Consider the following 19,768-nt stretch of genomic DNA (forward strand, 5'->3'; position numbering starts at 1 on the left):
TCGGATTGCAGTATGGTCATGCAATTCTGTCCGGGAGGGCAGCGTGTCAAAATGGTTAGGATTTATCAGTGTTGTCGCTCTGGTGGCATTCGCATCGAGCAATTCACTGGGGCGCACGAAGTTGATTGAAGGAGGTTACCCGCACGATGATCCGTACATTGTTATGGCGGCGCCCGCATACTGCGCCACCAACCACAGTGTCGGTCGCCTCGTTCTGTCGGTAACGAACTACGGCGTGTTCGCTGCGGAAGAAGACGCCCTCATCACCACCGCTGACTGCTTCACCGGGTCCGCTGTACTCGCGTGTGAATATCCCAAACGGTCGGGCTCGCAGTATTCTTATTCCGGGGCGTTCTGGATCGGCGCTGTCGTCGGCCGTGACACACTTGTGTCGGTCGGTGCCGACGGCTGGCAGCGCACGCGAGAAATGTTCCCCGATGAATCCCCGTTCGGCGACATGATCCGTCGTTCGATCCTCGACCCGCTCGCAACGGAGTACGAGGGCGCTATCTCCGAACAGGACTTCATCGCCGTATATACGGACACCTATACCTCCGGTGTCTCCGGACTCGCGAATGACTTCTTTGGCAGGCCCCATATCCCCCTGTTTATCGAGGTCACGCAGCGGTCCTATGCATGGTCGTATCCCTACGCCGATGACTTCGTCTTGTTCGACTACTCGATCAGGAATATCGGCAGTGAACGGCTTACGAAGGTGTACATGGGCGTTTATGTCGATGCGGACGTCGGACCGGCAGGACAGGTCGATGACGTCGAAGGAGACCTGTCGCCGGGCGCACTCGAATTTCAGGACGACATCTGCGGCTTCCGCGAAACCAATGTCGAAACCCTTCTGGTTGGAAGTGTCCCCGTTGAATACGTGGACACCGTCAATATCGCGTGGATTGCCGACGTCAGCGGCGATCTTGACGACCTCGGTCAGGTTCCGGTACCCGGCGTGACTGCGACGCGAATCGTCAGAACGCCTGCCGAGGAACTTGACGTGTCATTCAACTGGTGGATCGGAAGCGGCGATGCCACCCAGGACTTCGGCCCTCAGGCGATCCATACGTACCGCAACTACACGACCGGCGGAACGGGTACGCCGGAAGGCGACATCAACAAATACCACGTGCTTCGCAACCGTGAGTTTGATTACGATCAGATCTTCACCGGCCGGATACCTCCGAATGATCCGGTCTGGCTCACTCCACCGGTCGCCCTCGCACAGGAGTTCGCCAACGGTTACGATACCCGCTACCTGCTGTCGTTCGGACCGTTTACGATCGATCCCGGTCAAACGTTACCCGTGTCCTTCGCGTACGTTGCAGGCGACGCCTTCCACCAGGATGCACAGAATGCTATCCGCAACCTGGGTGACGCCTATAATCCCGAGATCTATTACGAGAACCTCAACTTCGATAACCTCGCGACCAACTCCCGCTGGGCCTCCTGGGTATACGACAACCCCGGCGTCGATACCGACACCGACGGCTATGCGGGCAAGTTCCTCGAAGTGTGCGGTGACTCGATCGGCATCGATATCGACACCATCCGGGATACCAACGGCGTGATCATCGACATCGACACCAACGTCGTTTACCAGAACGGCTGCGATACGGCCTACTATGCCGGCGACGGCGTGCCTGATTTCCGGGGCGCTTCTCCGCCTCCCGCACCCGATCTCTGGCTGATCCCGCAGGTCGGCAGCATCACGGTCCGGTTCAACGGCCGCCGATCCGAAACCACCCGCGACGTCTTCTCACGTGATCTGGATTTCGAGGGCTACAAGGTTTACATCGCCCGCGACGACCGGGAGCCCAGTTACACCCTGGTGGCTTCCTACGACCGGGAGAACTACAACAAGCTGGTCTACGATTACACTTCCCGTGAGTTCAAGCTGATCGACGTGCCCTATACCCTGGACTCGCTGCAGACGATCTACGGCGGTGGCGATCCCGACTGGGATCCGGCCGTTTACACCCGGACCAATCCGTACCGGGGAGCGGCCGATTCGGCCTTTGCCTTTGAGGCTCAGGGGTTCAACCGGTCGCGCTTCGGGGTGGACACACCGATCCGGAAGGCATACGACAACTGGGAAGAGCTGTTCCCGGGCGACTACGGGATCAGCAGCCCGGACTCGGTGCCGGACAGTCTGGCGTTTCTGCTGACGGAGGACGGGTATTTCAAGTACTACGAGTACGAGATTACGATCGACAATCTGCTGCCCACGGTGCCGTGGTATGTGAACGTGACCTCGTCGGACTACGGGTCCCCGGCCTCGGGTCTGCCGGCGCTGGAGACGTCGAAGACGGTGAACGCCAGAAACACCTATGCGCTGGAGTCGGTGCAGCGGGTGCAGGAGGCGGGGGCGAAAGTGTATGTGTGGCCGAACCCCTACCGGGCTGACGGCGAATACCTGACGGAAGGATTTGAGGGGCGGTTCAGTCGCTTCTCGACGCCGATCCCGGACCGTGAGCGGCGGATACACTTCGCCAACTTGCCGCCCAAATGTACGATCAAGATTTTCACCCTGGACGGCGATCTGGTGCGCCAGATCGATCACGACATGGATCCGGGTGATCCCAATGCCGTGCATGAGGAGTGGGACATGATCACCCGAAACACCCAGATGGTGGTTTCCGGCATCTACTACTGGACGGTCGAAGTTCCCAACGGCGAAACTCAGATCGGCAAACTCGTCATCATCATGTAAAGTCTGCGCAGTGCGTGCGGCTGCCGGCTTAATGCCGTCAGCCGCACCCGCCTTCCTCCCTATCTCCCTGTGCTACGGCGTCTTGTCTGGTTGAACAAGTTCCCCCGCGGGAATCCTGAGACACAAGAAGGAGACCATTTCGCATTAGACAATTCGCCCCGCAGCACAGTCTATAATCTATCGAATGAGACAGTACAGGTATGCCCGACGGGCGCGATGGTAGACGCTGGTTTTCGGGTGACAGAACCATGTGCGCGCCAACAGATTGGCCCCCGTCGGTGGAGCTAATCCGTTGAGGCATTTGTGCCTTGACAGGGACAACGGTAACCCGCATATTTCGTGCTTTAGGTTTGGGAAAAGTTACTAGTCCATAGAGATAGAAGGAAGATACAGTGAGAAATCGGGTAACGACGTTCTGGCTTCTTGTGTTGGTCGTTCTATTGCCGGCCTCGCTAATGGCTCGGACCAAGCTGGTTGAGAACGGTCCCTCCAACGATGACCCTTACATTTCACTTGCCGCACCCGCTTATTGCGCTACCAATCACAATGTCGGCCGCCTCGTTCTCTCCGTGACAAACTATGGCATATTCGCTGCGGAAGGCGACGCGTTGATTACGGAATCCGACTGCTTCACCGGAGCGCGCGTTTCAGCCTGCGAGTATCCAAAACGCTCCGGTACCGTCTACTCCTTCTCGGGGGCGTTCTGGATCGGTGCTGTCGTCGGCCGTGATACGCTCGTGTCGGTCGGCGCCGACGGCTGGCAGACGACAAACGAAATGTTTCCCGATGAATCCCCGTTCGGTAACATGATTCGGCGTTCTATTATTGATCCTGAGTCCCCGGATTACGAGGGCGCTATCTCCGAACAGGACTTCATCGCCGTGTACACTGACACCTATACCTCCGGCGTATCCGGACTTGACAACGATTTTTTCGGTCGCCCCCACATTCCGCTGAATATTGAAGTTACGCAGCGGTCCTACGCATGGTCGTACCCCTACGCCGATGATTTCGTGCTGTTTGATTACTCGATCAGGAACATCGGCGTACAACGACTGACGAAAGTCTACATGGGAATGTACGTTGACGCTGACGTTGGTCCGGGCGGCGATCAGCTCAGCACCACCCCCGGTGACTTTGGCGCCGGCGGTGAGTTTGCCGACGACATCTGCGGTTTCCGCGAGACCAGTCTTGAGACGCTTCGTGTCGGCAACGTCGACGTCGAGTATATCGATACGGTCAACATCGCATGGATCGCGGACGTCACAGGCGACCTCAATGATCTCGGTCAGGTGGCAGTGCCGGCAGTGACAGCTACCCGCATTGTTCGTACGCCTGCCGAGGAGCTCGACGTGTCATTCAACTGGTGGATCGGCAACGGCGATCCGACTCAGGACTTCGGCCCTCAGGCGATCCAAACGTACCGCAATTACACGACCGGCGGAACGGGTACGCCGGAAGGCGACATCAACAAATACCACGTGCTTCGCAACCGTGAGTTTGATTACGATCAGATCTTCACCGGCCGGATACCTCCGAATGATCCGGTCTGGCTCACTCCACCGGTCGCCCTCGCACAGGAGTTCGCCAACGGTTACGATACCCGCTACCTGCTGTCGTTCGGACCGTTTACGATCGATCCCGGTCAAACGTTACCCGTGTCCTTCGCGTACGTTGCAGGCGACGCCTTCCACCAGGATGCACAGAATGCTATCCGCAACCTGGGTGACGCCTATAATCCCGAGATCTATTACGAGAACCTCAACTTCGATAACCTCGCGACCAACTCCCGCTGGGCCTCCTGGGTATACGACAACCCCGGCGTCGATACCGACACCGACGGCTATGCGGGCAAGTTCCTCGAAGTGTGCGGTGACTCGATCGGCATCGATATCGACACCATCCGGGATACCAACGGCGTGATCATCGACATCGACACCAACGTCGTTTACCAGAACGGCTGCGATACGGCCTACTATGCCGGCGACGGCGTGCCTGATTTCCGGGGCGCTTCTCCGCCTCCCGCACCCGATCTCTGGCTGATCCCGCAGGTCGGCAGCATCACGGTCCGGTTCAACGGCCGCCGATCCGAAACCACCCGCGACGTCTTCTCACGTGATCTGGATTTCGAGGGCTACAAGGTTTACATCGCCCGCGACGACCGGGAGCCCAGTTACACCCTGGTGGCTTCCTACGACCGGGAGAACTACAACAAGCTGGTCTACGATTACACTTCCCGTGAGTTCAAGCTGATCGACGTGCCCTATACCCTGGACTCGCTGCAGACGATCTACGGCGGTGGCGATCCCGACTGGGATCCGGCCGTTTACACCCGGACCAATCCGTACCGGGGAGCGGCCGATTCGGCCTTTGCCTTTGAGGCTCAGGGGTTCAACCGGTCGCGCTTCGGGGTGGACACACCGATCCGGAAGGCATACGACAACTGGGAAGAGCTGTTCCCGGGCGACTACGGGATCAGCAGCCCGGACTCGGTGCCGGACAGTCTGGCGTTTCTGCTGACGGAGGACGGGTATTTCAAGTACTACGAGTACGAGATTACGATCGACAATCTGCTGCCCACGGTGCCGTGGTATGTGAACGTGACCTCGTCGGACTACGGGTCCCCGGCCTCGGGTCTGCCGGCGCTGGAGACGTCGAAGACGGTGAACGCCAGAAACACCTATGCGCTGGAGTCGGTGCAGCGGGTGCAGGAGGCGGGGGCGAAAGTGTATGTGTGGCCGAACCCCTACCGGGCTGACGGCGAATACCTGACGGAAGGATTTGAGGGGCGGTTCAGTCGCTTCTCGACGCCGATCCCGGACCGTGAGCGGCGGATACACTTCGCCAACTTGCCGCCCAAATGTACGATCAAGATTTTCACCCTGGACGGCGATCTGGTGCGCCAGATCGATCACGACATGGATCCGGGTGATCCCAATGCCGTGCATGAGGAGTGGGACATGATCACCCGAAACACCCAGATGGTGGTTTCCGGCATCTACTACTGGACGGTCGAAGTTCCCAACGGCGAAACTCAGATCGGCAAACTCGTCATCATCATGTAAGCACACTGAGTGTCTAATATCGAAAGGCCGCCGACAGCTCGATCTGATCGGCGGCCTTTTCGGTAAGGTCACTATGGCGCGCACTATATCATATCCGTCACGTCGTACTCCATGTACGATCGCGAGTTTTCTGGCCGTATCAGTCCTGCTGTGCGGCCTTCCTCTCGACCTTGTGGCCCGGTCGAATACGCCACTCTCGCGTGAGGAAGCCATCAGTCGACATCTCGAACACGCCGCGACTGCCCGACCCGTCGTGCTCTACACGGCGCACAACAGGGGCAATATCCAGCTGGCGATTGCCAACAACGGCACCTTCGGTACCTACGGACAGGATATCCCTGATCCCTTCACAGGTCAACGGATCCCCTCCTGCGTGTATCCAAAAAACAGCGATCATGTCTATCTTTGGGTGGGTGCGTTCTGGATCGGAGCCGTCGTGGGGCGGGACACGCTCGTTTCGGTGGGAACTGAAGACTTCTATGTCACGCAGGAATTCTGGCCCGATCCTCCCCCCTTCGGAGAGTTCGACTACAAATCCATAGACGTCAACAGCCAGTTTTACGATCCCAACGCGTACTCCGAAGAAGACATCTTGTGCCGGTATACCGATACGGTAACTGACCCATCGCTGGTTTCCGCCGATCCCCTTACCAACATCGCGCACCGGCCGCTCGGGATTGAAGTCACGCAGCGGTCCATGGCGTGGAGCTATGAGTACGCTGACGACTTCATCCTGTTCGACTACCAGATTCGCAATATCGGTCAGCAACGGCTCAATCGCGTTTATATGGGGATCTGGATAGACGGTGACGTGTGGCATGTCTCGCGCAACGGCCCCGAGGGGTGGAACGACGATATCGTCGGGTTTCTGCGCGATCACCCCGCTCCGGAAGGCTGCGGTTTCCTCGATACGGTGAATGTCGCATACACCGCTGACAACGACGGCGACCCCGACGGCGCCAGCTGGGACTACCGCTCGCCGCGAGGCGTTGTCGGAGCGCGGGTCGTAAGAACGCCGTCGGACTCGCTCGACTATTCCTACAACTGGTGGATCATCAACTACTCGGATCCCAGCCGTGACTTCGGCCCGCGGATGCTGAGCGCGCCGGGTGATCCGTACTTCGATTTTGGCACCTCCCGACTTGGCACACCCGAGGGAGACGTCAACAAGTATTACGTGCTCAGCCACCGGGAGTTCGATTACGACCTGATCACCACGGCCACGAACCACGAGGGCGAGGGGTATCGCCCCCCTCCTCCGGAAGCCGAAGACTACGCACGGGGATACGACACGCGATACCTGCTGTCTTTCGGGCCCTTCACTATAGACCCCGGGCAGACTCTGCCCATTTCTCTCGCCTGGGTTGCGGGTGAAAACCTGCATCGCCAGCCCCAGGACTTTGAACGGCTGTTTGATCCCGATTTCCCTCAGTTCTTCTATGAGGCACTGGACTTTTCGAGCCTCGCCTTGAACTCGCGCTGGGCGTCGTGGGTGTACGACAACCCTGGCCGTGATACCGACGGCGACGGGTACGCAGGTAAATTCCGGGTCTGTGCGTTCGACTCACTGATCGATCATATCGATACCACGTTCGTGGGCGGCAACCCGGTCGTTGACACGATTTACCGATACACCCGGGCTGACACCAGTTACTATGAGGGTGATGGTGTACCGGACTTCGCGGGGGCCGGTCCACCCCCCGCGCCGCGCCTGCGTGTGGTCCCGGAAAGCGGTAGACTCACGATCCGATGGAATGGCTACCGATCCGAAACGACAAAGGACGTATTCCTCGGTGAAATCGACTTCGAAGGTTATCGCGTCTATGTCGGCCTCGATGATCGGCTCACCAGTTTCACGCTGCTCCAGTCTTACGACCGCGAGGACTACAATCGCTACCGGTACGGTGAACTGCCCGACGGCAGACCCGGCTGGGTGCTCGATGAAGTGCCGTTTACGATCGACTCGCTAAGACTGATGTTCGATGACCCCTCGTTCGACCCGCTGGCATACACGCAGGCACGGCCCTTTGCCTGGGAAGGCGAGTACTACTCCTTCACCCGGCAGGACTACAACCAGTCCGACCTCACCCGCCCCGACGGCATTCGAAAGGTCTATCCCGATGCCCCTCCCCCGGACACCGACACCTCGTCATGGACCGACGACGACGTCACACTCGATTACGGTGATCCGCTTCCAAAGTACTACGAATACGAATACGTGATAGAGAACCTCCTTCCGACCATCCCTTATCACGTGGCGGTAACGGCGTTCGATTACGGTTCCCCCGCTTCGGGCCTGCCGGCTCTCGAAACCAATCCCACCAACAACATGATCCGTGAATACCCACAGACGCCCGCCGACACCGTTGAGAGGTACGGTCTCGACGTATACGTCTACCCCAACCCGTATGTCGGTGACGGCGAGTATTCGCGGTTGGGGTTCGAAAACCGTGACCGCAGCCGGGCTCCGGAACGGGCACGGTTGATCCATTTCGCGAATCTGCCGCGCGTGTGCAACATTTCGATTTTCTCTCTGGACGGAGACCTGGTTCGGGAGATTGCGCATAATTACCCCGGTGGAGGTCCGGAGTCGATGCATGCGACCTGGGATTTGATCACACGCAATACCCAGGCGGTGGTCTCAGCGATATACTATTGGGTGGTGGAGTCCGCGGATCGTACGCAGATGGGTAAGCTAGTGATTGTTAAGTGACGCCTGGGCTTCGTTGACATGAGCCGGCAACCGCCGGCCCAGCCACCAGAATCCGAACGCCGCCACCAGTGCCAGTGACGATATCACCCACCACGCGTGTATCCAGTCGTGCTGGAATCCATCGAGGATCGCACCACCGTACAGCGGTCCCAGCGACCACCCCAGCGTAACGAAGAATCCGTAGACGCCCATGTACCGACCGGTCCGACCTTCGGGGGCGAGACGCGACGTCAGTGTCATCGTGGGCGGTGAGATCAGCAGCTCGCCGATCGTAACGACGAAAATCAGGCCCATAAACCACCAGAATCCGACCAGCGTGCCCATCAGGGCATAACCCGCGAAATACAATGCGGCCCCGATCGACAGGAGGGTCGTGAGTCGGTACCGGTCCGTCAGGCGCGTCACCGGCAACTGCAAAAGCACCACCATCGTCCCGTTCAGCGCAAGCAGGTGTCCGAGGTCTGACTCGTGAAGGCCGACCATGCTGACCGCGTACACCGACAACGGCATCACCAGCTGAGCCACGACAAGATAGAGGCAGAGCGTCAGCGCGGCATGCCAGGCAAACGACGGATCTTTGCGCAGCGCCACCAGATCGGCGAACCGGAAGCGATCGCGCGGAGCGACGGACTCGGGAATGCGAAGGTACTTCAGAAAGACAAGCCCACCGACAAGCGTGACTGCCGCCGAGAAGTAGAACAACTCGGCATAGGACGACGCCGCGAGATAGCCGCCGATCGCCGGGCCGATTGCCCAGCCCGCGTTGCCGGCCGACCGGCTGATGGCGTACCCGTCGAGCCGCTTGTCGGACGGGACGATGTCCGAAACGCTCGCCATAACCGCCGTGAGGAACATCGACCCGGTCATGAAATTACAGAGCAAGATCACGGCGATCGGCCAGAAGCCCCATTCGAACTGCACGGCCAGCGCCAGCGCGACAAAGGTGATGATCCGATAGAACGGCATCTGGATCAGCAACGGGCGGCGGCCGATGCGGTCCGAGATCTCGCCGCCCGCGGCCTGGAAGCTCGCGCGGACGATGGCCATGACGGCGAAGAAAGTACCAATCTGGGTGGTCGACATCCCGAGGCGGTTGTGGAAGTAGATGGAGATGAATGGAATCGACGCCGCGAAGCCGAGCGAGGCGATCAGCCAGCCCAAAGAGAGAATCCACAGCCCACGGTCAAACTGAGCCAGGTACGTCCGCAGCCTCGCTACGTGCGACATAATCTGCCACAATAAAGTACGCCCCGACCTGCCGCCAGCGATTTTTTGGTTATCAGGCGGAAAACCGATCGATCAGAAAAGTCGCGATCCGGTCGAAGCCGTCAATCGGGAAAGCTCGCCAACAGGCTGCCGCCATCGTCTCCAGTTGCCCTGATGCTCGCAGATCATTGACCCGGGAACCGAATGTCTTAGCGGCTTCGGATCCTCCGATCACGGCAGCGACCCCCAGCCGCAGAAGTTCGTCGCGATTCAACGGAGCGTACGGCCCGATACACGGTTCCACGATGAACATTGGAAGCCCGAGTCCCACCGCCCAGTTCGAGCGTTCGTGAGCCGGCGCGACGAAATAGTCCAGCGTGGGAAACAGCCGGGCGGTCAGTGCATTTTCCTCCCGCCGGTTCGAGTGCTCGATTATGGTCGCGGAGGGTAACTCCATCTGAAACACGTTGCTTTTGTCGACGACGGCGAAGTTACGCCGGGACTGCTGCATGGCGTGAAGCGCCGCTCGCGCGAGCTTTCCCCCACGCTTTGCAAATACGATAACACGATGGCCGTTACGAAGCCCCGACAGGGCGGCATCGGCGATCGTATCCACATGCTGAGAGGGCTCTGCCCCCGACGAGAAGAACGCTCCGGTGAGCGGCTGCAAACCGCCGTATCGAATCACGCGCGCAGCGAATGCATCGACCGCCTGCCGCGCGAGACCGGGCTCGATACACAGACCGGTGACGACGATTGACTGTCGGTCGTACCCGGCGGCGAGAAACGAGAGCGCCACCTCTTCGGTCGGAACAAACACGATCTGCGCTCCCACGACCTGAGACTCGGCAGGGGCGACCAGTTCACCGTGCTGATAGCAAAGCATCGGATGCCCCGCCAGAAACCCCACAAGGCTTGGGTGAGCGACGATCACGGGGCCGGCGAGAGATAGATATTCCCGCCGAAGATCACGGGCCATTATATATGACAGCAGGCCCTTGCGACTGTAATCCGCATCCTTTCGCAGACGACGGTACAAGAACCCGGCGAACCCTCCGGACGAGCCTGCGCGGTACAGGCGGCGGGCGGTTCGCCAGGCGATCTGAGACACACCGCGCGAAATCTCGAAAACATCGCGTTCGCGGCGTACCAGATTGATCTGCCCCCGTCGAATCAACGCCTCCGCGATGCCATCCAGATAAAACGGGTGCCCGCGCCCGATATTCGTGTACAGGAACTCCAGCCGGGCCGGGAGAATCTGCGGTGATCTCTCCATGTCCAGCAACATAGGTGAGGCCACCGGACATGTCAAATGCAGCCGCGAGGGCGGCAGTCTCCCCTATTTTGGAGCCGATTCAAACAACCCAAAGAGATTTCCCGACGGGTCCTTGAATTGCGCGTACCATGCGCCTTCGTGGATGACGGTCTTCGGAAGGGTGACTTTGCCTCCGCGTTTCTGAAGTTCGGCCTCGGTGTCATCGATGCTGTCGACCCAGATGTAAACGACGACCGCAGAGCGCTCCGGCACATTGTCCGAGCGTGAGATTCCTCCACCAATGGTATCCGTGATCATAAACTGGTAGTATTCCGGCGACGATTCCTTGATGAAGTTCCAGCCAAACAGCTCTTCAAAGAAACCGGCGGCCGCGACCGGGTCGGGCGCCCCAAAATCAATCCAGCAAACAGGGCAGGGTTTCATAGTTGCTCCTTTCCTCACCCATGGAGTCACACCGACCGACACGAAATCGTAATGCATTGTACTGCAATGCGTTTATCGGGCATAAATGAAGCGACACGATATACCGCCAGATCAAAAAAGTCGTTGTACAAATGTGTGTTTGAGCGTGTTACGGGGAAATGGCTTTGTTTTGTCATTTTTAGAGGCTCCAATCTGTTCCCTTTCCCCGGCAAGACGGCAAACCGGCAACGAGTACGTTGCGATTGTCGCCGACTCCCCGGCCGAGCGATTGTAACATCCAGTACATCGCGGTGCAGGTAACCATCCGTCATCAGAAACCATCCCTCCGTGAGTGATCTTGCTTCCAGTCCCGCCCTTTCTAAAGCAGATCCTTCAATTATCACCTTCGATGTGGTAGCGTTTCCGAGCCGACAGGGTGTATCGCATGGTACAATCATGGAGTCGGATGGTCCATCACATTTTGCTTATGGCGCGGTGTGGTTCGATCAAGTCGGTGAAAAGACCTTGAATACCTCACCGTTCAAGCGGTAGATTGGAGAGCATGAAGCGATCGCCGCTCCTGCGGGCTTGTCGCGGGGTGCGGCAACGATCCGGAATTGTATAACGGGCGGCAGATAGGAAGGCAGGGCGGAGTATCCGCCCCGAACAGAAAGCCATGATGGAGTACTACCGGCGCACGCAGTACGGGATTGCGCTTCTGACTCCGACCCTCCTTGTGGCCGGACCGCTGATTGTAATCGGCGCGCTGGGCGGGCGACCGGAGTTGATCGTGCTGGGGGCGTTTTTTCTGTTTCTCTGCACCCTGTTCTATCGCATGGTGGTCACTGTGCGGGCAGACGAGGTTGAGATCAAATTCGGTATCGGGTTGATCAAAAAACGCATAATGGTGGACGACATAGTTGCCGCCCGCCCGGTGCGCAACCGCTGGTGGTATGGCTGGGGAATCAGGTATTTCCCCGGCGGATGGCTCTACAATATCTGGGGGCTCGATGCGGTTGAGCTTCAGATGAAGAAGTACCCCCGGTATTGGATCGGGACCGATGATCCGGTGGGCCTGACCGGCGCCGTGCAGGCACGTATCACGACAAAATTCTGAGGGCAGATATAAAAAGGCCGGTCAAGCGACCGGCCTTTGTCATACTAACAGCGTATGGACGCTCACTGAGGTCGTCTACTGTTATACAAGCGAGGCTACCTCGCCGACATCGATTACTTTGGACAAATCGAGGAAAATCAACAGGCGGTCTTCCAGCTTGGCGACGCCCTTGATATACTCCGAGTTGATTCCGGTCACGAGTTCGGGCGGCGGCTCGATCGTGTCGCTGGGCAGACGCAGCACTTCGGAAACGGCGTCCACAATCATCCCCATGATGTTCCCGCCGATATCGACAACCACGATCCGGGTGTTCTTATCGTGAGCCTTTACTTCGAGAGAGAAACGCTTGCGAAGGTCGATGATCGGAATGACTTTCCCGCGCAGGTTTATCACACCCTCGACATAGTGCGGCGCCTGGGGCACTTTGGTGATATCAACCATCCGGTTGATTTCCTGAACTTTGAGGATATCGACGCCGAACTCCTCGGAGCCGATATTGAATGACACCAGCTGGAGCAGCTCCGAGGAGCCGTCACTTTTCTTCTCGCCCTGCTTGTGGACATCGGTTTTCATGTTCTTAACCACCTCTCCGCGTGAAGTTTCTCCATATTCAGACACCGTCCCTCTCCCGGGCGTGGCCCAAGCATAGCAGGCCCATCGCCACCCACGGGCAACTGCGCGTCAAAACCGCCGGCGAGGCGGGCAGACGTGCGCACCCTGTATCTTCTTACTCTATCGGAATTCGGCCGGGACTCTTTAGACGCGGTTGGGAGCCGCAAGGACCAAGTCCCGCAGCAGGTTGAAGGAGGTTACGGGGACACCGGGGTCTATGACCCGTTGACGAGGCCGGCAAGCTGCCGGGCGGTAGTCGGGGAATGGCCCGTGTAATGGTTGTTGATGTAGATGAAGACGTCGGTTCCCTGCTGAGCCGCCCCGCGTATGACATCGCGCCACGAACGCAAATCATCCTCCCGTTCATCCCGGACGAAGCTGAAGTCCGACTCGATCTTTTTGCGGTCCCCCAGCAACCGGATGTATTGAAACGGGCCCGTCCGGACGGTCAGGCGCGGCATCCACGGATGATCGATAAGGCAAAGCGAGATATTGCGATCTTTCAGCAGGGTGTACAGTTGATCGGTCAGCCACTTTTTGTTGCGAAGTTCGACACTGACGGCCAGACCCTCCGGCATGGCGGAGACAATCGACTCAAGAACGCCGAATTCCTCCGGCTTGAATCCATAGGGAAACTGCAGCAGCAGCGGTCCCAGTTTTGAGCCCAGTTCCCGAATCGCGTCGATAAACCGTCCGGCCTCGTCGACCCGCTGACCCGGTTCACCTTCGTGGGTGACGGTGCGCGGGAATTTTGCCGCAAACACGAAGTCCTCCGGCGTGGTGTCGGCCCACTTGCGCACGGTGCCTGCGGCGGGAATCCGGTAAAACGTGGAGTCGATCTCCACGGTATTGAACTGCGACGAGTAGTAGCGCAGGAAATCCCGGTCCGGGCAAAAGTTCGGATAGAAGTTCCCGAGCCAGTCTTTGTAGGAAAAGCCCGAGGTTCCGATTCTGATTTTTCCGTGTTCCACGCCCGTAGAACACCGGGCGGGGACGAATGTTCTCCGCCCGATCTCGCTAAATCGGTATCCTTTCCGGGCTCCCCCGGTTGCGGTTACGGGGTGTTGTGTGTATCTTGCCGGCAGTGCACGATAATATCAAGCGATTGGAGTCGGCATGAAAGACAAGCGCAACGAAGTACTCGCCCGCCAGTTACTCGATTATTCGGTCAGGCTCAAGAAGGGCGACGTGTTGTATCTCGAGATAAAGGGTAAGGAAACGCTGGAACTGGGCAAGCAGGTCATCCGACTGGCCACCGAGCGCGGCGCCACGACGTTTTACTACTATAACGATGAATCGCTGCTGCGCCAGTTTGTCCGGGCCGCCGGTGACGACCAGTTCAAGACTCTGGCAGGCCTCCATCTGCCCCTTATGCAGCGGGCGGACGCCTATATCGGCCTGCGCGGCTCCGACAATCCGTTTGACATGGCGGATATCGACCAGGGCCAGATCGACAAGCAGAACTCCCTATTTTACAAGCCGGTCCATCTCGAGGAGCGGGTCAAGCGCACCCGGTGGGTCGTGCTTCGCTACCCCAACAACGCGATGGCCCAGCTTGCGGAGACGTCGCAGGAAGCGTTCGAGGATTTCTATTTCGATGTGTGCTGCGCCGACTACGCCAAGATGTCAAAGGCTCAGGACAAGCTGTTCGCGTTGATGGAGGCCACGGACAAAGTTCATATCAAGGCGCCCGGGACCGACCTGACATTCTCGATCAAGGGAATCCCCTGTGTCAAATGCGACGGACTTCGTAATATCCCCGACGGCGAGGTGTACACGGCTCCGGTGCGCGACTCGGTCAACGGCGTCATCACCTACAACTGCCCGTCGCTGTACCAGGGTAGCCTGTACAACAACATTTCGTTTACGTTTGAGAAGGGCAAAATCGTCAGGGCGACCTGTACCGGCGACAGCGCGAAGTTGAACAAGATTCTGGATACCGATGGCGGCTCGCGCTATGTCGGCGAGTTCGCGATCGGCGTCAACCCGTTTATCCTGCATCCCATGCGCGACACGCTGTTCGACGAGAAGATCGCGGGATCGTTTCATTTCACGCCCGGCCAGTGTTACGACGAAGCGCCCAACGGCAATCAGTCGGCCATCCACTGGGACCTTGTCCTCATTCAGCGGTCCGATTACGGCGGCGGCGAGATCTGGTTCGACGACAAACTGATTCGCAAAGACGGTGTGTTCACGGATCCCCAGCTCGAGCGCGAGTTCTCGCGCGAGAACCTTCGCCGGAGCGACATGGATTGATCGGGCACACTCAACGATACCGGAAGGATGAATGGTCATGGACAACATATTCGAGTTTGCGATGCAGATGGAGCTCGACGGGCGCCAGTTTTATCTCGACGGCGCAGAGAAGACGAAAAACCTCGGTTTGCAGAAGATTTTCAAGCAGCTCGCCGACGAGGAGCATCGGCACTATCACGTATTCAAGCGTCTGAGCGAAGGTGAAGTCAGCGATGCGGCCGCGGAGATGAAGACGGCGCGGGGCGGGTTGACGCTGACCAAGTCGCTTTTTCGCGAGATGGCCGAGCAGGGGAAATCGACCTTGCCGGGCGACACGGAGCGCGCGGTCTGGACCGAGGCGCGGGAGATCGAGGAAAAGTCGGTTCAGTTGTACAGCGACGAGGCGGAGCGCCAGACGGATGCGAAGCGCAAGGCGCTGTTGCATCTGCTCGCCGACGAAGAGCGCACGCACGTGTATTTGATTGATAATATTCTGACGTTTCTGACTGATCCGTCGGGATTTCAGGAGAGCCAGGACTACCGCAATTTTATGTCGTGGGAAGGGCATGATAAGAGCGGGTGGTAAGGCGACCACTGCAGATTTTTCACTCAACACTGGGGAGGTTCTATGATCAGCCGGCTGGTTCGTGGGTCCATTTGGTTAGTAACTATCAGTGTGATCTCGTGCGCATCTACTCCGAACATGCATACCGCGTCGCACGTCCGGGGCGAATACTCATTTTCAGGCAAGGAGCCCGTGATCCTGGCGCTTCCGAATGGCTCCGATCCCGATGACGAAGCCCTGATGGAAATGGCGCGAGAGAGACTGGCCTTTCGCGGGATGTCGATAGTGGAGGACGTTTCAGAGGCGAAGCGCATTCTCACATTCAATGTGACGAGGCATGTCGAAATAGAGACGTCTGTCTCGCTGATGCGTGCTGAGGCCAGCCGCTCAGGACTCGATATCGGGGATGACAAACTGAAATGGCGCGAAGTCGCGAGCAATACGGCGATCGATACCGCAAAGACGATCGTCTCCGTTGAGATGCTGGACATCGCGCGGGCGGTATCGCAGGAGGACCCGGTTATCTGGGAAGCGCGGATAGCCGTGAATGACGAGCACTACGAAGAATACCCGGAAGCGGTTCTCGACAACCTGCTGGAAGCGTATGGGAAGAATGTCGTCCGCGAGGGCAGGTTTAAGCCGCCATTCCAGAGAAAGGATAAGACGAGTCCGGACTGATCGCCGCTCAGGTTTCCGACAGCACCACTCCCGCCATCACGACGAGGCCGCCGATCACAAAGGCGGCCCCGATCTGTTCGCCCAGGAAGAAATATGCGGTGATCGATGCTACGACCGGCTGGATGTTCTGAAACACCGCCGCCCGGGAGGCATCCATGTACTTCAGCAGCCAATACCAGATGAGATAGACGATCACCGATAGCCCGACAGCCAGATAGCCGACCGACAGCCAGGCGGCGTAGGTGACGCCGCTGTAGTCGAAGGCGATCGCACGGTACAAACCGAACGGGAAGTACAGCGCCGCGCCGCTGGAGAGCGCATAGGCGGTGATCCGCAGGGCGCCGTATTTCCGCACCAGGTCTTTGCCCAGAATCGAATAATACGCCCATGCGATGACGGCGACGAAGATGATCGAATCGCCGAGCAGATATTCCGTACCGGCGGTCCGGAGCCCGCTCCACATGATCAGCCCGACTCCCAACAGACCCATCACGATACCGGTCAGCCGCCGGACGGTGGTGCGCTCTTTCAAGTGAATGCGCGCCAGCAGGAAAACGAACAGCGGCGTAGTCGCGAAAAGAAACGCGCCGTGGCCGGCGGCGGTCATCGCCTGCCCAACCAGGAATAACGTCTGGTTGAGCGGGATAATGAGGATGCCGAGCAGGACGATTCGTGGGTAGTCCTTGCGCTCGATAGCGAGATCGTGGCGTCTGGACTTTACGATTGCCAGCAACACCACCGAGGCGATGGTGAAGCGGAAGAACGCAAGGGTGAACGCCTCCATCTCGGCCAGCCCGACCTTCGCGACCGGGTAGACGAGCGAGGCGATGAGCTGCTGTATCAGGATGGCCGACAGCAGGTGGTTTCGCGTGGGCGGCGGGTTGATACGCTCCTCGATCGGTGCCTATAACAATGAACGGTGCAAACCGCCGTCGACCGGGATCGAAGCGCCCGTGATATAGGCCGCCCGGTCACTGGCGAGGAAGGCCACGAGGGCGCCGAGTTCCTCGGGACGGCCGACCCGCGCGGCGGGAATCATGCGGGCGAACTCATCCATGACGTCTTCCCGGGTCTTGCCGCTGCTGTGGGCGCGGGTTGTCGCCAGACTCACGAGCCGTTCGGTCGCCGTGTATCCGGGACAGACACAGTTGGCGGTGATCCGATGATGCGCGTAGTTGTTCGAGATCGTCTTGCACATCCCGGTCACCGCGGCCCGATAGGCGTTCGACAGCACGAGATCGTCCACCGGCTGAAGGACACCAACCGACGAGATATAGATCAACCTGCCCCAGGCGCGTTTTATCATTCCCGGCAGGACCATTCGCGTCAGGGCGGCTGCCGATTCCAGCACGAGTTTCCCGGCGCCTTCCCACGTTTCCGCGTCGTGATCGAGGAACTGGCCGGCCGGGGGGCCTCCCCCGTTGGAGACAAGTATGTCGACAGGCAGCCGGGCGACGGCCTTCTCAATTGCGGCCAGTCCTTTGTCGGTGGCGATGTCTCCCACGACCATCTGGGGACGAGTGCCGCACGCCGCCTCAATCGTGTCGGCGGCGGCACTCAGCCGTTTTTTGTCGCGCGCGTTGACGATGACACGGACACCCTCGGCGGCCAGGGCGGTCGCACAGGCGGCCCCCAGGCCCGATGACGCGCCCGTCACCAGCGCCAGCTTGCCGTTCAGCGCAAGGTCCATCAGCGCTTCACCGCGGCGAGCTCATACGGAAGATAGGTCGCCGTGCGGCAGCCACGTTCGAAGTCGACGACGCGGAACCGCTCGTTCGGCGAATGGATATTGTCGTCGTTTTGACCGAATCCGATCAGCAGCGTATCGAGGCCGAGTACCTGCTTGAAATCGACGACGATCGGGATGGAGCCGCCTTCTTTCATAAAGACAGGTTTCTTGCCGAATCCTTTTTCGATCGCCCGCGCAGCGGCATCGAGCCACGGTCCATCGGTCGGCACCACGACAGCCCGAGCACCACCGCCCTTGTGGACCTTGATCCGCACCGACTTCGGCGCCAGTTTTTTCAGGTGTTTCTCGAGCTTGTTGCAGACATCCGCCGGATCCTGCCCCGGCACCAGGCGCATGGTTATTTTGCACGAGGCGTGCGACGCGATAATCGTCTTTGCGCCTTCGCCCTGGTAGCCGCCTTTAATCCCGTTTACGTCGAGGGTCGGTCTATCCCATGCCCGCTCGTAGGTCGTAAAGCCCTTCTCGCCGTGCAGGGCCGTGATATCCAGTTCCTTCATGAAGGTCCTCTCCCGATTCGGGAGTTTTTTGTACTGCGCCTTGAGCCATTTCGACACGGGCTTGACGCCGGCATAGAAGCCCGGGACCGTCACGCGCCCGTTTTTGTCGTGCAACTGCGCGACTATCTGACAGAGGATGTTGATCGGATTGGCAATGGTGCCGCCGTACGTTCCGGAATGCACGTCGCGATTCGGTCCATACACGTAGAGCTCGGCCGCCGCGATCCCCCGAAGGCCAAACGTCACCGCGGGGAGGTCTTTCGAGAACTGCGAGGTGTCGGAAACGACGACGATGTCCGCCCCGAGCTTGCTTTTCTCTTTTCGAATAAACGCCGGGAGGTTGACCGAATGACTCTCTTCTTCACCCTCGATCAGCATTTTCACATTCACCGGCAAAGTCCCGGTGGTCTTGAGAATGGCTTCGAGTCCCTTGATGTGCGTAAAGGTTTGCCCTTTGTCATCGGATGCGCCCCGGGCGCAAATCGCGCCGCCGCGAATTTGCGGTTTGAAGGCAGAGGTTTTCCATAGCTCGAGCGGCTCGGGCGGCTGGACGTCGTAGTGGCCGTAGTACATCACGGTCGGCAGGTCTTTGCCCGCTTTGTACTCGGCGTACACCAACGGATGTCCCTTGGTCTTTACCAGCCGGGTGGTGAACCCGATACCTTTCAGATGCCCGGTCAGCCACTGTGCACAGTCGACCAGGTCCTTCTTGTGTTCAGATTTGGCGGAAACCGACGGAAACGAGAGAAATTCAAACAGCTCAGCCATCCTCTTTTTCTCTGTTTTCTTGAGATACTCAACGGGCGTCATGGCGCGATCTCCTTATCAGAATCAAAAACACCATCGTTACTACTGGTGGAATATAGACGTGGAGATCGCCCGTGTAAAGTCAAGAGCACAGGGATTTGTTGCAGTAGTGGGCCGGAGTGGATGGAT

At 58.7% G+C, this 19,768-nt stretch carries 15 protein-coding genes; 7 read left to right on the plus strand and 8 right to left on the minus strand.

Translation table 11 applies throughout. The annotated features are described in order from the left end of the window. Nucleotides 1-43 precede the first annotated feature (43 nt). The 3 genes from RBT76_04440 (at nt 44) to RBT76_04450 (ending at nt 8,494) form a co-directional block, all read left to right on the plus strand. Nucleotides 44-2,716, plus strand: a complete 2,673-nt coding sequence (locus RBT76_04440) for a hypothetical protein (GenBank protein MDX9857012.1) — start codon at nt 44-46, stop codon at nt 2,714-2,716. A 392-nt stretch (nt 2,717-3,108) separates the two neighbouring features. Next, on the plus strand, nt 3,109-5,781 hold the full coding sequence (locus tag RBT76_04445) for a hypothetical protein (GenBank protein MDX9857013.1): 2,673 nt from the start codon (nt 3,109-3,111) through the stop codon (nt 5,779-5,781). A gap of 73 nt (nt 5,782-5,854) precedes the next feature. After that, nucleotides 5,855-8,494 carry a hypothetical protein gene (locus RBT76_04450; protein MDX9857014.1) on the plus strand — a complete coding sequence of 880 codons (2,640 nt, stop codon included), beginning with the start codon at nt 5,855-5,857 and terminating at the stop codon, nt 8,492-8,494. On the opposite strand, the gene RBT76_04455 is transcribed toward RBT76_04450, so the two are convergent. The 3 genes from RBT76_04455 to RBT76_04465 are packed head-to-tail and all read right to left on the minus strand — an operon-like array spanning nt 8,477 to nt 11,399. Then, nucleotides 8,477-9,721 carry an MFS transporter gene (locus RBT76_04455; GenBank protein ID MDX9857015.1) on the minus strand — a complete coding sequence of 415 codons (1,245 nt, stop codon included), beginning with the start codon at nt 9,719-9,721 and terminating at the stop codon, nt 8,477-8,479. The genes RBT76_04450 and RBT76_04455 overlap by 18 nt on opposite strands. 52 nt (nt 9,722-9,773) lie before the next feature. Beyond that, a complete protein-coding gene (locus tag RBT76_04460) occupies nt 9,774-10,988 on the minus strand; it encodes a hypothetical protein (protein MDX9857016.1) in 1,215 nt (404 codons plus the stop codon). A 51-nt stretch (nt 10,989-11,039) separates the two neighbouring features. Then, complete coding sequence (locus RBT76_04465; GenBank protein MDX9857017.1) at nt 11,040-11,399, minus strand: VOC family protein; 360 nt, start codon at nt 11,397-11,399, stop codon at nt 11,040-11,042. A gap of 655 nt (nt 11,400-12,054) precedes the next feature. Here RBT76_04465 and RBT76_04470 point away from each other — a divergent pair. After that, nucleotides 12,055-12,495, plus strand: a complete 441-nt coding sequence (locus RBT76_04470; protein MDX9857018.1) for a hypothetical protein — start codon at nt 12,055-12,057, stop codon at nt 12,493-12,495. Nucleotides 12,496-12,576: 81 nt separating this feature from the next. On the opposite strand, the gene RBT76_04475 is transcribed toward RBT76_04470, so the two are convergent. Together RBT76_04475 and RBT76_04480 are read right to left on the minus strand one after the other, a co-directional pair. Next, entirely contained in the window at nt 12,577-13,068 is a 492-nt protein-coding gene (locus tag RBT76_04475) for a chemotaxis protein CheW (GenBank protein ID MDX9857019.1), read from the minus strand. A gap of 254 nt (nt 13,069-13,322) precedes the next feature. Then, nucleotides 13,323-14,078, minus strand: coding sequence for a DUF72 domain-containing protein (locus RBT76_04480; GenBank protein ID MDX9857020.1), 756 nt, complete (start codon nt 14,076-14,078; stop codon nt 13,323-13,325). A 145-nt stretch (nt 14,079-14,223) separates the two neighbouring features. On the opposite strand from RBT76_04480, the gene RBT76_04485 reads away from it, so the two are divergent. The 3 genes from RBT76_04485 (at nt 14,224) to RBT76_04495 (ending at nt 16,585) form a co-directional block, all read left to right on the plus strand. Continuing rightward, nucleotides 14,224-15,363: an aminopeptidase gene (locus RBT76_04485; protein MDX9857021.1), complete on the plus strand. Its 1,140-nt coding sequence runs from the start codon at nt 14,224-14,226 to the stop codon at nt 15,361-15,363. A gap of 37 nt (nt 15,364-15,400) precedes the next feature. Beyond that, nucleotides 15,401-15,928, plus strand: a complete 528-nt coding sequence (locus RBT76_04490) for a ferritin family protein (protein ID MDX9857022.1) — start codon at nt 15,401-15,403, stop codon at nt 15,926-15,928. Nucleotides 15,929-16,045: 117 nt separating this feature from the next. Then, nucleotides 16,046-16,585: a hypothetical protein gene (locus tag RBT76_04495; GenBank protein ID MDX9857023.1), complete on the plus strand. Its 540-nt coding sequence runs from the start codon at nt 16,046-16,048 to the stop codon at nt 16,583-16,585. A gap of 7 nt (nt 16,586-16,592) precedes the next feature. On the opposite strand, the gene RBT76_04500 is transcribed toward RBT76_04495, so the two are convergent. Genes RBT76_04500 through RBT76_04510 form a run of 3 tightly spaced genes read right to left on the minus strand, consistent with a single transcriptional unit; the run spans nt 16,593 to nt 19,642 of the window. Further along, nucleotides 16,593-17,483: an EamA family transporter gene (locus RBT76_04500; GenBank protein MDX9857024.1), complete on the minus strand. Its 891-nt coding sequence runs from the start codon at nt 17,481-17,483 to the stop codon at nt 16,593-16,595. 6 nt (nt 17,484-17,489) lie between these two features. Next, complete coding sequence (locus RBT76_04505) at nt 17,490-18,275, minus strand: SDR family oxidoreductase (GenBank protein ID MDX9857025.1); 786 nt, start codon at nt 18,273-18,275, stop codon at nt 17,490-17,492. Beyond that, nucleotides 18,275-19,642, minus strand: coding sequence for a dipeptidase (locus RBT76_04510; protein MDX9857026.1), 1,368 nt, complete (start codon nt 19,640-19,642; stop codon nt 18,275-18,277). The genes RBT76_04505 and RBT76_04510 overlap by 1 nt, the downstream gene beginning before the upstream one ends. Nucleotides 19,643-19,768: the final 126 nt, after the last annotated feature.

The sequence above is a fragment of the Candidatus Zixiibacteriota bacterium genome, from assembly GCA_034003725.1.
Taxonomy (GTDB): domain Bacteria; phylum Zixibacteria; class MSB-5A5; order GN15; family FEB-12; genus WJMS01.